This window comes from Microbulbifer maximicatervae (SeqCode), from assembly GCF_056231245.1.
The window spans coordinates 3422208-3437036 of the sequence record NZ_CP174334.1; the positions used below are offsets into that span (position 1 = coordinate 3422208).

At 51.0% G+C, this 14829-nt stretch carries 16 protein-coding genes; 8 read left to right on the top strand and 8 right to left on the bottom strand.

Going from position 1 to position 14829, the window contains the following annotated elements; genetic code table 11:
* Positions 1-6 precede the first annotated feature (6 nt).
* Positions 7-702: a polysaccharide deacetylase family protein gene (locus ACJJIS_RS14970; RefSeq protein WP_445360100.1), complete on the top strand. Its 696-nt coding sequence runs from the start codon at positions 7-9 to the stop codon at positions 700-702.
* 45 nt (positions 703-747) lie between these two features.
* A complete protein-coding gene (locus ACJJIS_RS14975) occupies positions 748-906 on the top strand; it encodes a DUF1328 domain-containing protein (RefSeq protein ID WP_282931841.1) in 159 nt (52 codons plus the stop codon).
* Positions 907-931: 25 nt separating this feature from the next.
* On the opposite strand, the gene ACJJIS_RS14980 is transcribed toward ACJJIS_RS14975, so the two are convergent.
* On the bottom strand, positions 932-1474 hold the full coding sequence (locus tag ACJJIS_RS14980; protein ID WP_413664916.1) for a carboxymuconolactone decarboxylase family protein: 543 nt from the start codon (positions 1472-1474) through the stop codon (positions 932-934).
* An 82-nt stretch (positions 1475-1556) separates the two neighbouring features.
* Between ACJJIS_RS14980 and dinB the strand changes: the two genes are divergently transcribed.
* The 4 genes from dinB to ACJJIS_RS15000 all read left to right on the top strand — a co-directional run bounded on the left by dinB (position 1557) and on the right by ACJJIS_RS15000 (position 4515).
* Positions 1557-2633: a DNA polymerase IV gene (gene dinB / locus ACJJIS_RS14985; RefSeq protein WP_444915925.1), complete on the top strand. Its 1077-nt coding sequence runs from the start codon at positions 1557-1559 to the stop codon at positions 2631-2633.
* A 273-nt stretch (positions 2634-2906) separates the two neighbouring features.
* Positions 2907-3434: an RNA polymerase sigma factor gene (locus ACJJIS_RS14990; RefSeq protein ID WP_282931838.1), complete on the top strand. Its 528-nt coding sequence runs from the start codon at positions 2907-2909 to the stop codon at positions 3432-3434.
* Between the two features lie 13 nt (positions 3435-3447).
* Entirely contained in the window at positions 3448-3912 is a 465-nt protein-coding gene (locus ACJJIS_RS14995) for a hypothetical protein (protein ID WP_444898121.1), read from the top strand.
* Between the two features lie 75 nt (positions 3913-3987).
* On the top strand, positions 3988-4515 hold the full coding sequence (locus ACJJIS_RS15000; protein WP_445360101.1) for a hypothetical protein: 528 nt from the start codon (positions 3988-3990) through the stop codon (positions 4513-4515).
* An 89-nt stretch (positions 4516-4604) separates the two neighbouring features.
* Here ACJJIS_RS15000 and ACJJIS_RS15005 read toward each other — a convergent pair whose 3' ends face one another.
* The 6 genes from ACJJIS_RS15005 to ACJJIS_RS15030 are packed head-to-tail and all read right to left on the bottom strand — an operon-like array spanning position 4605 to position 9659.
* Complete coding sequence (locus tag ACJJIS_RS15005) at positions 4605-5063, bottom strand: MaoC family dehydratase (RefSeq protein WP_444927143.1); 459 nt, start codon at positions 5061-5063, stop codon at positions 4605-4607.
* A 49-nt stretch (positions 5064-5112) separates the two neighbouring features.
* A complete protein-coding gene (locus ACJJIS_RS15010; RefSeq protein WP_444898124.1) occupies positions 5113-5889 on the bottom strand; it encodes an SDR family NAD(P)-dependent oxidoreductase in 777 nt (258 codons plus the stop codon).
* Positions 5890-5891: 2 nt separating this feature from the next.
* Positions 5892-6668 (bottom strand): SDR family oxidoreductase, encoded by a 777-nt coding sequence (locus tag ACJJIS_RS15015; RefSeq protein ID WP_282931833.1) that lies wholly within the window; start codon positions 6666-6668, stop codon positions 5892-5894.
* A 24-nt stretch (positions 6669-6692) separates the two neighbouring features.
* On the bottom strand, positions 6693-7745 hold the full coding sequence (locus ACJJIS_RS15020) for a phosphotransferase (RefSeq protein WP_475708434.1): 1053 nt from the start codon (positions 7743-7745) through the stop codon (positions 6693-6695).
* Positions 7738-8970, bottom strand: a complete 1233-nt coding sequence (locus ACJJIS_RS15025) for an acyl-CoA dehydrogenase family protein (protein WP_413664908.1) — start codon at positions 8968-8970, stop codon at positions 7738-7740. The genes ACJJIS_RS15020 and ACJJIS_RS15025 overlap by 8 nt, the downstream gene beginning before the upstream one ends.
* 14 nt (positions 8971-8984) lie before the next feature.
* Positions 8985-9659 (bottom strand): histidine phosphatase family protein, encoded by a 675-nt coding sequence (locus ACJJIS_RS15030; RefSeq protein WP_475708435.1) that lies wholly within the window; start codon positions 9657-9659, stop codon positions 8985-8987.
* Between the two features lie 108 nt (positions 9660-9767).
* Between ACJJIS_RS15030 and ACJJIS_RS15035 the strand changes: the two genes are divergently transcribed.
* Together ACJJIS_RS15035 and ACJJIS_RS15040 are read left to right on the top strand one after the other, a co-directional pair.
* On the top strand, positions 9768-10661 hold the full coding sequence (locus ACJJIS_RS15035) for a LysR family transcriptional regulator (protein WP_475708436.1): 894 nt from the start codon (positions 9768-9770) through the stop codon (positions 10659-10661).
* A gap of 225 nt (positions 10662-10886) precedes the next feature.
* Entirely contained in the window at positions 10887-12923 is a 2037-nt protein-coding gene (locus tag ACJJIS_RS15040) for an oxidoreductase (protein WP_413664906.1), read from the top strand.
* A gap of 84 nt (positions 12924-13007) precedes the next feature.
* Here ACJJIS_RS15040 and ACJJIS_RS15045 read toward each other — a convergent pair whose 3' ends face one another.
* Positions 13008-14273, bottom strand: a complete 1266-nt coding sequence (locus tag ACJJIS_RS15045; protein ID WP_475708437.1) for an MFS transporter — start codon at positions 14271-14273, stop codon at positions 13008-13010.
* Between the last annotated feature and the right edge of the window lie 556 nt (positions 14274-14829).

The window sequence follows — 14829 nt, forward strand, 5'->3', positions numbered from 1 at the left end:
CAAAAAATGAAAATAATAATTAATGCTATTTGCATTTGGCTTTTTGTATTTTCAACCTGTGCCCAGGCAATTACCGGCAAGGATAAATGGGTAGCGCTTATTTTTGATGAGGGGCCCTCCCCCGACAAAACCGAGCCACTGTTAAAGCGGCTCGAATCTTTGGACGTGACCGCCACTTTTTTCCCTACAGGGCAGGAAATGGAAAGGTACCCGGAGCAGACCCAGGCAATCATTCAGGCTGGACATCAGTTAGGCAACCATGGTTACTCACACACAAACCTTTCCCAGATGCCTTTGAGTAGTGCCAAGGAAGAGATTAAAAAAACCTGTCGGCTACTACAAAGTAATGGCTATACCAGCAAGCCCATGTTTCTCCCTCCTCACGGAAAGATGTCTGACGAGCTGGGCACGCTTTTAAGCGATCACCAGTTCAAGATTGCTCACTGGGATATCGATCCTACTGAGCAACTGCAAGCAGGCGGCGCTCAAGTCGCAGCTGACTATATATCCCAAAAGGCAAAAGACGGAAGTGTAGTTCTGCTGCACCCCATGTACGGTCAGCACCATCAGGTAATGGAGGCCCTGCCCCTCATTACTGCGCAACTCAGGCAAAAGGGCTTCCAGTTTGCCACACTGGAGCAACTAACCCTCATGAAAGCAGGCGACCATTTGGAACCTGTGGAGCGGGACTCTATCAATTAGCGGAACGGGAGCCCAAGGCTCCCTCCACTCTATTGGGAGCCTCTTATGTTGCGCTGGGCTGTCACCTTTCTGGTTATTGCGCTGATCGCCGCCTTCTTTGGCTTTAGTGGCATCGCTTCGACCGCAACTGAAATAGCCAAGATTCTCTTCTTTATTTTCCTTGTGATGTTTGTGCTGGCACTAATTTTCGGCAGACCCAAGTAGAACAGCCGTCCAAGGGCGCCTGTCATTACTTCTTGTGAGGCACTCGGGTCGGCGCCAGGCTGAGCACTTCAGCAATGTGATTGGCCCCCAATACCATCTCCATTACGCCCAACGCCTCAAGAATCTCATCATCACCGGCACCGAGCTTTCGCGCAGCGGCAATCAGGTGCTCGCGATGGTCATCAGGGGCGCTGTTGGCATTGCGCGCCAAGTCAAACAGGGCGTGCTCTTTTTCAGAAAAGTGCACATGCTTGGGGTCAGTGCGAATCCGCATCACTTCATCCGTTTCCACCCCAAGCATTTGCAGGGACATACTGTGATGGTAAATGCCATAGTCACAGTGGTTATCGGCTGAGACTGCCAGGCCAATGGCTTCTTTCAGCTGCGCCGACAAACAGCCGTGAATCATCACCGTCTTAAACTTGTACCAGTTTGCCTCAAGCAATCCCGGGTGTTGAGCGTAGACACGGAACAGACTGGGAATTCCCCCCAGCTCGTCATCAATCTCAGCAAAAACCCTGGCTACATCATCGGAAGCTGGGTGCTCGACCAACGGAATACTGCTCATTATTCACCTACCTGTCATCGCCGGGTGTCCAAGTGGCATAAATTACTTTCTGGCACGACATAACACTGTATATAATCACAGCATGAGAAAGATTATCCACTGTGATTGTGACTGCTTCTACGCTTCGGTCGAAATGCGTGACGATCCCAATCTTCGTGGACGCCCTTTGGCCGTTGGAGGCAGTAGCGACCGCCGCGGAGTGATCTCTACCTGCAACTATGAAGCCCGCAGCTATGGGGTTCGCTCCGCAATGCCTACCGCCCAGGCCAAGAAACTGTGCCCTGATTTGATTGTAGTACCCGGCAACATGGCTAAGTACCGGGAGGTCAGCGGGCAGATACGGGAGATATTTCTCGACTACTGCGATGATATTGAGCCCCTATCCCTGGACGAAGCCTTCCTGGATGTCACCGACAGTGGCCGCTGCCACGGCAGCGCCACCCTAATCGCTGAGGAAATCCGGCAACGGGTGCGCGATACCCTGGGCATCACAATTTCTGCCGGGGTGGCTCCGAATAAATTCCTGGCCAAAATTGCCAGTGATTGGCAGAAACCCGACGGATTGACAGTCATTACGCCGAGCGAGGTCGATCAATTTGTTTTGCGCCTGCCTATCAACAAAATTCACGGCGTGGGACGGGTAACCGCAGAGAAAATGCATCGACAAGGCATTCGCACTTGCGCGGATTTACGCAATTTTTCGCAAGTTGAACTGAGTAAGAAGTTTGGCAAATTTGGCCGCCGCCTTTACGACCTTTGCCGTGGTGTTGACGATCGCCCGGTAAGCGGCGATGGCTCCCGCAAGAGTGTTAGTGTCGAGCGCACCTTTCGCGAAGACTTATCCAGTTTTGACGAATGGCTGGAACAGCTGACAGAGCTGTATATGCGTCTGCTGGAGCGGCTGGAAAAACTCGGCGATCGTTACGAAGTAAATGGTGCCACCGTAAAAGTAAAGTACGCGGATTTTACTACCAGCACCCACGAGCGCAGCAGCCGTGCCGGGCGCATTTCTGAATTCCGCCAGCTACTGCAGGAGTGTCGAGAAAAACGCCCTGCTCCCATCCGCCTTCTTGGGGTAGGCCTGCGACTCACAGACCTCCGGGCGGGGCAAGGCCCTGTTCAATTGCCACTACCCTTGCCGGAGCAAGCCTCTTTTTGACGTTTGATGGCTTAATTAGGCGCATAATCACTTATTGATAAATCTGGCGTTGGCCCTTACCCGAGCAACCACCTCTCAAACCAGGGGCAACTATACTTCGCAAGCCCGAAGATTCGTATCTGTCGTACCGTGACATCGGCTGAAATTATAAGTACTGGCCAGAGAATAATTGCGACGCAGAACCATACTACAATCTTCTTTATTGACGCCGCATAAACCAATACTCGGCCAGTGGTTCGAGGCGGGATAATTTGCGTACGGAGGCTCAAGACATTGTCTCTCAAAGAGTTACGCCAGCTATCTGACGAGGCGCTATTCCAATACTACAAGGAGTCGCGCAAACCTGCTGTGTTCCGTCAACTCTACGGCCGCCATAAAGATTCCCTGTATCGCTACTGTATGCAAATGGCGCCATCTTCAACCACTTTACTCTTGCAAAAACTCTGGCGTGGTCTTTTGGAAAATCCACCAGAACTGCACGGGCGCCTGCTTAAAAGTTGGCTTTACATCCAAGTCAATAAATTGCTCAAGCTTGAGGAATTTTCCAGTTCGAAGAAATCCGCGCATGAGTCTCCCCAGCAGAATAGAATTCTCGCAGCGATTCAAAATTTACCTTCTCAATTGCGCAATGTTTTATTACTGCATATGGAATGCAAGCTGCCACTGGCAACAGTGGCTGACATCGAGCAGCTCTCTCTCAATAAATGCCGCACCCTATATCATCGCGCCCGAACCGCACTGGACGAAGCGATATACGGTTCGGAGAGAAGACCTTGGCAAGTAGAAGTTATCGAAGAGTAATCGAGTTAATGCTATGAGCAATTGGGAAAATCAATATTTTAAAGAAGCCGAGACGTTGACTTCCCCGCAGCAGCTGGATGACGATCTATATAAAACAGCCCAAACCTATAAGCCGAAGGTAAACGTCAATCATCTACTCTCTCGTGCAACAGTAAGTTGTAGCTTGGTAACCGCCTTGCTATTGCTTCTTCATCCAGCCCAACACCTAGGTGCCTTCACTCACAAGGCAAATTCCACCGAGCAGCATTTGTACGAGCCGGCATTAAGGGATTGGAAAGAAACTGTGATGGCAGTTACCCCAGCGCCAGATCCCTGGCTCGCACTACGCAATCAGGTAAATAGTGGCGAGTATGTTGCCTTGTGCCACTATTGGCGGGCAGAACAGCAGGATGCAAGTGAAGAATCCCTACCCGATGAATTACGTAAAAGTGCTAAGCGTCACTGCCGGATTTTATCGAGCACGGCTTCAAGGAGCTAGAAACAACTGATATCAAGTTCAAGCGGCCAATTCGAATTCTCACTCCCTATACAGTCCCAACTTAGCCACTACACTGTGGTGGGCATCTACGGTGCCGGCGGTCCTTCTGCCGGAGAAAATCCGGTACTAAAGTCGGTAATCAACCAACTTCAAGGGCGGATATTTTCCCACACACGAAAGCTAACTATTTACCGTCACCTTAAAAATGGGATTTCGCGCAAAAAAGCAGCGATATTGTTTGGCTACAGCAGAGGGGGAAATGCTGCAATAAAAATCGCCAATGCACTTGGTCGGCAAGGCATCTCTATACAATGCCTGGTGATATTTGATGCCCACAGCATCAATGACAAAAGAAAATTCAAACTCAAATATGACAATATCAAAAGGGCTTACAACTTCTTTCAAAGAAACCCCAGAACCGCCGGAAAATATGGCTGGTGGGGTATAAACCCCTACTGGGGATGCACCCTATTCTCACCATTTATCGAAGTCCAACAATTTGACTTTACTGGCGAGTACTACAAAAAAGGTATTCCCGCTTCTCACTTGAATATTGTTCGCATGGGTCTCAACACCCTTAAACAACAAGAAACATTTATGTAAACTCGCCTTAAAAAACTCTCAAACAGATCGAAATCACCACTTTCCACTGCGACTTAGAAAAATGGTGATCCGGCCTTATACTGACCCCACTAGGTAATCTGTAGGAAAATCCACTCTGCAACTAAAGCTGGCTTCTCCTCGCCCTCTATTTCCATAGTTACCATCAGCTTAATTTGATACTGGGAATCTTTTTTCTCCGTAATATCCAGTATTTTCCCAAATACGCGCACCCGGCTACCGGTCTTTACCGGGTTGATAAAGCGGACTTTATCCAAACCATAATTCACCCCCATATAAGCACCTGTAACCGTTATCTGTAGAGCCCCTACAAAATAAGGCAGCAGTGACAATGAGAGAAAACCATGGGCAACCGTTCCCCCAAAAGGCGTTTTCGCAGCGGCCTCTGGGTCTACATGAATGAACTGTCGATCCAAGGTGCACTCAGCAAAGCTATCAACTCTCTGCTGGTCAACTTCAAACCAGTCTGTGGGCTCTGTTTCAAAACCAATGTAATAGCCGAGGCTATCAGGTGAGATTTCTACAGGCATCGAAGGCTCCTTTTCGATTCTCTATTCGCTTTCTCAGCGACTCCCAACCTCAATAGGCCGAGAGACCGCCATCTACTGCCAGTGCCTGCCCGGTAATGTAAGTCATTTTTGGGGAAACCAGCATCAACATGGCCGCTACGACTTCTTCCGGCTTGCCCAGGCGTTTCATCGGGCAACCCTCAGCAAGAAACGCTTGAACTTGTTCAGGGCTGGCATCTTCAGTTGCAATATCGGTAACCATCGGGGTGAGGCAATAGAAGGGGCAAATCGCGTTTACACGGATACCGTACTTGGCGTTTTCCATCGCTGCCGTTTTGGTCAGGCCGATCACACCATGTTTTGCCGCGGCGTAAGAGGCAATCTTGGGAGCACCGCCCAGCCCTGCCATAGAAGAAACATTCAGAACAGCCCCGCCGGTCATCTTCAACAGGGGCAACTGGTGTTTAAGCCCCAGGAAAACACCCTTTAGGTTAACGTTGTACTGAAGGTCCATCATGGCCTCATCTGTCTGCTTGAGAGACATCATCGGAGGCGCGATTCCGGCATTGTTAACAGCGATATCCAGCTGTCCAAATTCTGATTGGGCCAGTTGCGCCAGTGCAGCGCAATCAGACTCTTGGGAAACATCACAGCGCTGGGCGCGCACAGCGATATTTTGGCTTCCCAGCTTGTCCGCCAACTGCATCAAGGCCTCTTCATTGATATCTCCCAATACCAAACGAGCACCCCGAGAACCAAGTTCCTCTGCTAGTAATTTTCCAAATCCACTGGCAGCACCGGTAATCAGTGCGACTTTATCGCTAAAATCGAGAATTGGATCATGCATGGTTAAATCCCCCCACACGAAGTCAAACCACCATCTACAACGACACACTCTCCAGTCGTGTAACTGGAAGCATCGGAGACCAAATACAAAACGGTGCCCGCCATCTCTTCCGGCTCCGCATGACGGTGCATGGGAATATGGCCAACCGCAGTTTTATAAATATCCTCGTGGGAAAACAATGCCCCGGCGAATTTGGTTTTTGTAAGCCCTGGTAGTAGAGCATTCACCCGGATATTAAATTGCGCACACTCCTTGGCAAACGCTTTGGTCATATTGACCACCGCCGCCTTGGTAATTGAGTAAATACCCTGCCCAACACCCGGCTGCAAGGCATTCACTGAGGCGGTATTTACAATAACGCCACCACCCTGCTCTCGCATCAACTTGCCGGCTTCTACCGACATAAAGAAATAACCGCGTATATTGACCTCTACCGTCTTTTCGAAGGCCGCTAGATCAGTATCAAGAATATGGCCAAAATAGGGATTAGTCGCCGCATTGTTGACCAAAATATCCAAGCGACCAAATCGCTCGCGAATATCGCCAATAACCTGCTGGATATTATCCATATTGCCGATATGACAGGGGATCGCATCGGCACAGCCACCGGCATCCACAATTGCATCGGCTACGGCCTGACACCCCTCAATTTTTCTGCTGGAAACCAAAACATGGGCACCCTGCTCAGCCAAAAGTTTTGCGATGGCCTCACCAATACCTCGACTGGCACCCGTCACCAGGGCAATTTTTCCCGAGAGATCAAAAATATTCTTTGCCATTTCTTATCCTTATAATTTCACAAGTTAACCGTTAGCAGCGATATCCAGTGCAGCTTGTGCGAGGGGTTCTACCAGGGCTCCCAGATTTGCCGCATTTTTATTGGAGGCATTGCCGTCTTTTGCACGCTTCACCACCCCCTGAACAATCGCTGCCAGGCGGAAGAAGCTAAATGCCAAATAAAACGGCCAATTATCAATCCCATCAATACCCATTCGCTGACAGTATTTGGCCACATACTCTTTTTCGGAGGGGATGCCCAAGGCCTTTATATCCAAGCCTAATAGGCCGGACATTTTGTCTTTGCCAGCGGGCATTCGCATTTGCATACACTGGTAAGCGAGGTCGGCATAGGGATGTCCCAGTGTGGAAAGTTCCCAATCCAAAAGCGCTATGACCTTGGGCTCCTGAGGATGGAAAATCATATTATCGAGCCGGTAATCACCGTGCACCAATGCGATACGCCCATCATCATCCGGTAAAACGTCACCCAACCAGGCCATCAACTCATCCATTGCGGCAATGGGCTCCAGCTCAGAGGCTCGATATTGAGTGCTCCAGCGGTCCAGCTGCCGCTGGAAGTAATTACCTGGTCGGCCGTAATCCGAAAGACCGACGGCATTAATATCCAAGCTGTGCATGGTCGCCAGTACACGATTCATTTCATCGTACATAGCACTGCGCTGCTCGGCGTCAACTTCCGGCAGTGCCGCATTCCAGAATATCCGGCCCTCACAATATTCCATTAAATAAAACATAGAACCGATCAGGTCCCGGTCCTCACAGAGGTGCAATACCCTGGGCACCGGCACATTAGTATCGGCGAGTGCCGACATTACCCGGTACTCCCGATCTACGGCATGGGCAGATTTCAATAACTTGCCCGGAGGCTGGCGTCGTAAAACATAAGATCGCGCCGGGGTTTGCAACTTGAACGTGGGGTTAGACTGGCCACCGGGAAATTTGTTGACCGTTACAGGCCCACTGAAGCCGTCGACTTTGCCGGACAAATATTCTTGCAGTCGCTCAACAGGCAGCTCTTCCACAGAGCTGCGCAAATTGTTTACCGTCTCAGTCACTGAGTCCTCCATGATTTTCCGCGGCGGCATAGTGAGCAGCCAGGTTTCTGCCCAACTGCATCATATGAACTTGATCGGGACCATCCGCCAGACGGATAGTCCGAGCATAGGCATAGTGGTGGGCGAGACTGTAATCCTGCCCCAATCCTGCGGCGCCGTGAATCTGTATGGCGCGATCTATCACCTTACAAGCCATCTGTGGCGCGACAATTTTTATCATCGCGATTAAATCTTTGGCCGCCTTATTACCCAACCGATCCATTTGCGCAGCGGCCTTCAGAGTCAGCAGGCGTGCCTGCTCGATTTCGCAGGCAGATTTGGCAATATCTTCCCGCACCGATCCCTGCTTGCTCATCGGGCGACCAAAAACAATGCGCTGCTCCGCGCGTGCCGACATCATCTCCAGCGCTCTTTGAGCCTGGCCAATCAACCGCATACAGTGGTGTATTCTGCCCGGCCCCAAGCGTCCCTGGGCAATTTCAAAACCGCGCCCCTCTCCAAGAATTAAATGGCTTGCGGGCACCCGGACATTTTCGAAAATCACTTCCGCATGCCCTTCCGGTGCATCGTCATAACCGAATACCGTCATCGGGCGAACTATTTTGACTCCAGGCGTATCGGTGGGTACCAGGATTTGCGATTGCTGTTGGTGGCGATTGGGATTTTCCGGGTCGGTCTTACCCATCACGATCATCACTTTACAGCGTTTATTCATCAGGCCACTGATATAAAACTTGTGGCCGTTAATAACGTAACTATCGCCATCGCGGGTAATCGATGTTTCAATATTAGTGGCATCGGAGGAGGCAACCCGGGGTTCGGTCATAGCAAAGGCAGAGCGAATTTTTCCATCCAGAAGCGGGGTTAGCCATTGTTCCCGCTGGGCCTCAGAACCGTACTGAGCCAAAACTTCCATATTGCCGGTATCCGGGGCATTACAGTTAAATACCTCCGATGCAAAAAGTACTTTCCCCATTTCCTCTGCCAGGGGTGCATACTCCAGGTTATTGAGCCCGGCACCGTAACGGGAATCCGGCAAGAACAGATTCCAGAGTTCCGCTTCCCGGGCTTTAATCTTTAATTCTGCCAAAATCGCCGGCTCTCCCCAGCGATCCTCCTGCAACTGCTGCATAAATATCGCTTCGGCGGGATAGATATACTCCTGCATAAAATTTTGCAGGCGTTCCAGCAGTCCTTTTACTTTGTCTGAGTATTCAAATTCCATCGCTACCTGCCCGATCAACTGTAAGTGATATGTTCGTGACGCCCATCCCGATCCAGGTGCGGCACATGATTGAAACTGTGCAGACTGATATTTTCTGCACTGAAAAATAAACGGCTAACGGCTGTGTTTTGGATTTGCATATTGAGATTGGCGACGGTGGAAATTGAGCCGCCCAATATTTGCGTCAACATCATGGCAATGGCACCGCCCGAACTAACAACCAGGGTTCGGCTGCCTTTGGGGCTATCACAAATGTTTTTAAGCGCATCTGCGATTCTGGCTTCAAAATGCGACCAGGTTTCCGGTGGACTGATCTCACCGGCGGCCCAAGCCAGCATCCCCTTCTTCAGGAATCGATAAAAATCGGCGCGACTGGCACCTGCTCCCGGTGCCCGATCCGGGTATAGTTCGCTGTAATGCTTGGCAACCGCTAGAAAATCAAATTCATTAAGCTGGGTGAGTACACTGCGGGTATTTTCACCGGGGATTTCCAGCCCCTCGCAAATGCCGTCCAAAGTTTGCCGGTGCCGAGTTAGGTTGCCACACAGCAACCGGTCAAAACGAATACCCTTATCCCGCCAGTATTCACCCAACCAGCGCGACTGTTGCCAGCCGGTATCGGAGAGATTGTCATAGTCATCGGCCCCAAATGAAGCCTGTCCGTGACGTACCAGAATAAATTCAGCCACCTATTTCCCTCCCCTTTTGATCTCCCCAACCCTATCTCCAGCATTTGAATCATCAAAGTTTATTATGCGAATATTGAATCATTCATGAGAGTGATGGTGGTGACAGCAATGCAATTACAGCGGATCGACATGAACCTCTTTCCCGTGCTCGAGGCGATATACACAACCCGAAATCTGACTCGTGCCGCTGAACAACTGCACATCACCCAGCCGGCTGTCAGTAATGCCCTGGCGCGACTTCGCCGTACATTAGACGACCCACTATTCACTCGCAGCCCCACCGGTATGGCACCGACGCCACTGACTGAAAGCATTATGCCGAGGGTCCAGGAAGCTCTTTCTCTACTGGGGGCAAGCCTTAGTGAGCAGCGTCACTTTGTGCCACAGGAAGCCAGAAAAACCTTGCGCCTCTCCATGAACGACATGGCGGAAACCTTCCTTTTACCCAGGTTGCTGGAAGCGCTGGAGCAGGAGGCCCCAGGTATTGCTGTCGAATCTTTCCAGGTCCCAAGGGAGCAGCTGGTCAAGGAACTGGCCGCCAACACCCTGGACTTTGCCCTGGATGTTCCCGTACCCACTTCCCCACACATAAAACAACAGCGACTGATGAACGATCGCTACCTGTGTATGTTGCGCCAGGATCACCCCTTGGCGGATTCCGCCAGCCTTACCTTGGAGCAATACTTGAAGTTGGAGCATATCCATGTCTCCAGCCGTCGCAGTGGTCCTGGCCTGGAAGATATCGCCCTGAACAAGTTAGGGCGCCGTCGCAATGTGAAATTGAGGGTCCAGCACTACCGGGTCGCACCTTTAGTGGTATTGAGAACCGACCTGGCACTGACAGTCCCCGCCAGCCTCGCGCGACAGTATTCAGCCCGATTATTTGAGCTTCCGTTTCAAATACCGCTAATGGACTGGCACCTGCTGTGGCATAAAAATCAACACGACGACCCCGCCAATCAATGGCTGCGAAACAAGTTGGTGAGCTTGGTAGAGGAGTAAAGGAGCCTCTGTATACGTCGAGACAGGGAACCCTTAAAAAACACTTTATTTATAGATGAGAATGGGACGCATCAAGGTTAGATGGGGCCCGTAATTGATCACTGAATTCGACCGGTTAAGTCACTGTTTCACAGTGGGCCGTCTTGTTATCCTGCTGGGCAACGATATGCACTTTTTTGCATATACATAAATGAACCCTAAAGGTTACAAGAAGAGAAATTTGCCATGTCCCAAGCCTACCCTAATATGCTTGCCCCCCTGGACCTGGGCTTCACCACCCTGAAAAACCGGGTGCTGATGGGCTCCATGCACACCAACCTGGAAGAACACCCCAATGGCTTCACCCGTTTGGCGGCCTTTTTTGCCGAACGTGCCCGCGGTGGCGTTGGCCTGATTGTAACCGGTGGTATTGCCCCGAACGAAGAGAGTGGCGTATTCCAGGGCGCTTCGAAGATGACCACTTCGGAAGAAGCCCAGCAGCACCGCGAAGTCACCGATGCTGTTCACGCTGAGGGCGGCAAGATCTGTATGCAGATCCTGCACACCGGCCGCTATGCCTACAACGAAAACCTGATTGCACCCTCCCCCATCCAGGCGCCGATCAACCCCTTCACCCCGCGCGAATTGACCAGCGAGGAAATCGAAGGCCAGATCGATGACTATGTACGCTGTGCCACCCTGGCTCGCGAAGCCGGCTACGATGGTGTAGAGATCATGGGCTCCGAGGGTTACTTTATTAACCAGTTCATCGTGAAACGCACCAACAAGCGTACCGATGAATGGGGCGGCTCCTTCGAAAACCGTATCCGCCTGCCGATCGAAGTTGTGCGCCGCGTACGGGAAGCCGTCGGCGAGAACTTTATTATTATTTACCGCCTGTCCATGTTGGACCTGGTGGAAGACGGCAGCGACTTCGATGAAGTAGTGGCTCTGGGCCAGGCTATCGAAAAAGCTGGCGCCACGATTATCAATACCGGCATCGGCTGGCACGAAGCGCGCGTTCCCACTATTGCCACCAGTGTTCCCCGCGCGGCATTTACCGACATTACTGCCAAGGTGAAAAAGCACCTGTCTATCCCAGTAGTTGCCAGCAACCGTATCAATGTGCCGGAAGTTGCCGAAGAAGTTCTTTCCTCCGGCCAGGCTGACATGATCTCCATGGCACGCCCCTTCCTGGCAGACTCTGAGTTCGTCAACAAAGCCGCCGAAGGCCGCGCCGACGAGATCAACACTTGCATTGGCTGTAACCAAGCGTGTCTGGACCACACTTTCCAGCTGAAACTGACCTCCTGCCTGGTAAACCCCCGCGCTTGTCACGAAACCGAATTGAACTACCTGCCTACCGACAACGTGAAAAAGGTAGCTGTAATCGGCGCCGGCCCTGCGGGCATGGCCGCATCTACCGTTGCCGCAGAGCGTGGACACGAAGTAACCCTGTTCGAAGGCAGCGATAAGATTGGTGGCCAGTTCAATATCGCTAAGCAGATCCCCGGCAAGGCAGAATTCCAGGAAACCCTGCGCTACTTTAAGCGCCGCCTGGAAGTCACCGGTGTTGAAGTAAAACTTAATACCATTGCCACAGCAGAAGACCTGCAATCTTTTGATGAAGTGATTATTGCTACCGGTATCGAGCCGCGCACTCCACCGATCCCCGGCATTGAGAGCGATAAAGTCCTGGGTTACCTGGATGTACTGAAGCACAAGAAGCCGGTTGGCGAGAAGGTTGCCATTATCGGTGCCGGCGGTATCGGCTTTGATGTAGCGGAGTACCTGACCCACGATGGCCCCCACTCCACTGAAGATGAAGTGGTCGCCAGCGATAAGGAAGAGTTCTTCAACGAATGGGGTGTCGATATTGCCCTGGAGAATCGCTCTGGCCTGAAGCCACGCGAAGCAGTAAGCTCTCCGCGCCAGGTATACCTATTGCAACGCAAAACCACCAAAGTGGGCGCGGGCCTGGGTAAAACCACCGGCTGGATTCATCGCGGCAGCCTACAGCATCGCAAGGTAGAGATGATTGCCGGTGCCCTTTACGACAAAATTGACGATAAAGGCCTGCATATCCGCGTTGGTGAAGAGGAAAAGGTACTGGAAGTCGACAATATTATTGTCTGCGCCGGTCAGGAGCCTGCACGCAAGCTATACGAAGCTCTGCAAGAGCGCGGCGTAACCACCCACCTGATTGGTGGCGCTGATGAAGCCGCAGAACTCGATGCCAAGCGCGCTATCGACCAGGGCTCACGTCTCGCTGCCGAGATCTAATCTCCCGTCGATCACAAAATAAAATACCCCTGTCAACCAGAGTTGGCGGGGGTATTTTTTTGTCCTTAAATTCTGTATCCCGTGCTAGGAGACATTGGCGACTCGATCCGCGACTACCGTTCCCTCAGGCTCAGGCCACTCAGGTCGAGACAGATACTCGGTAAGGCGATAGAGCACAAACACGACTCCACATAACGCCACTAACAAGCCGTATAAGGCCGGGCCACTCCACCATTGAATAATCACTCCACCAATTAATGGCGCCATCGACCAGCCAATGGCATAAAAGGAAGAGGCCCCAAAATAGGTACCGCGTAAATGGGATGGTGCCAGCCGGTCAATTTGAATGCTCATGGTTGGAAACAAAATTGCCTCAGCCAGGCTCAAAATAAAAGTCGCTCCGAGCCAACCCCAAAACCAATCTACCGGATTTAGGGCATACCAAATCTGGGAGATCGACAAAATACCCAACCCAATCACAATACGAGTGTTAATGGCCAGCGGCCCCATTAACTTCATAATGGGAAACTGCAGTAATACTATCGTCGACGCATTAACAAAGATCATGCTGGATATCAGCTCTACCAATCCCGGCGCTTCAGCGCGGGTGAGGTATTGCACCAAGCTTGAATCCATATGCGCATAGATAAACAGCGTTAAAATATTCGCAATAATCACCACCAGAAATACCTGATCACGGCGCAATACCGAAAGCGTATTTCCCAGAGATACGCCCGCATCCCTTTGCTTACTCGCTAAACGCCCGCTCTCAGTTCTGGCAAAACCCCAAACAAAGGCCAGGGCTAAGAGTAGGTAGCTGAGAGAGGTGAGCCCAAAGGTGGATTGCTGTGCACTCAAACCGGCCCAGACACCTACAATCGGCCCCAGCGCCGCCCCCACATTGATCAGGAAGTAGCGGAATTGCAGCGCCAATTCACGGCTGGCTTGATCGTCAATTAAGTCGCCTATCAGCGCACTCGCCGGCGGCTCCCACACCGCGCGACCAATAGCACACAGGGTCATCGCACAGATAAATCCTACCAAGGTTTGCGTCACAGCCAACAAGGCAAAGGAAAAAATACTCACAATACAGCCAAGCAATAGCATATTGCGACGCCCATAGCGATCCGATAGCGCACCGGTAAAGAAGCCCAACACAGCAGCACCAACGGCAGATGCACTTAAGATCAAACCAATTTCAGCCGCGCCGAGGTGAAACTTTTCAAATAGAAGGATGGCCAGGAAAGGCCAGACCATAAAATAAGTTCCACGGCTAAAAAAACTGCCAATTAAAATAATCCAAACTAACGGAGGGAAGCTCCTCAAGCTTCTCCACCACTTCCCATTCATGGTTACTACTCCAATAGATTCACTGCCAACAATTCGATAGAGGCACCTGTCCTGTATGGTTTAAGTTGACTGGTTCCAGATAAAAGAATGGCGCTAAGGCCACTCGGCGAGTGCCCGAAAGACATTGGTACAAATACAAACCCGGAAGGTTCTCTCACTATTCGGCCAAGGTGCCCATCTTTCTGGGGAGGGCAAGCAGCCTACCTCAGAAAATTAAGAGGCAGACAAAGAAGAGTTTCAGTAAGCAAGATGAATTTGAGACAAACAACCTATATTTACCGACAAAAAAACCCGAGATGATAAGATCCCGGGTTTCCTTCTTGGCAGAAAATGCTCCTGCCCTACGGCTAAACCTTGGTATTAACCCACACTGTTAATTACAGGTTAATAGAGAATAATCTGAGCGAGTTGCACAACAATCATTCTGAATACGGTTACCCAATACTATCTGACAAGATTTGTTTTGAAAACCCAAATTGACAGATAAAACAAAAAAATATTTGCCACACACCACCCCAATACAAACCACTAAAAGCAGAATCTTCCCCCCCGTCTA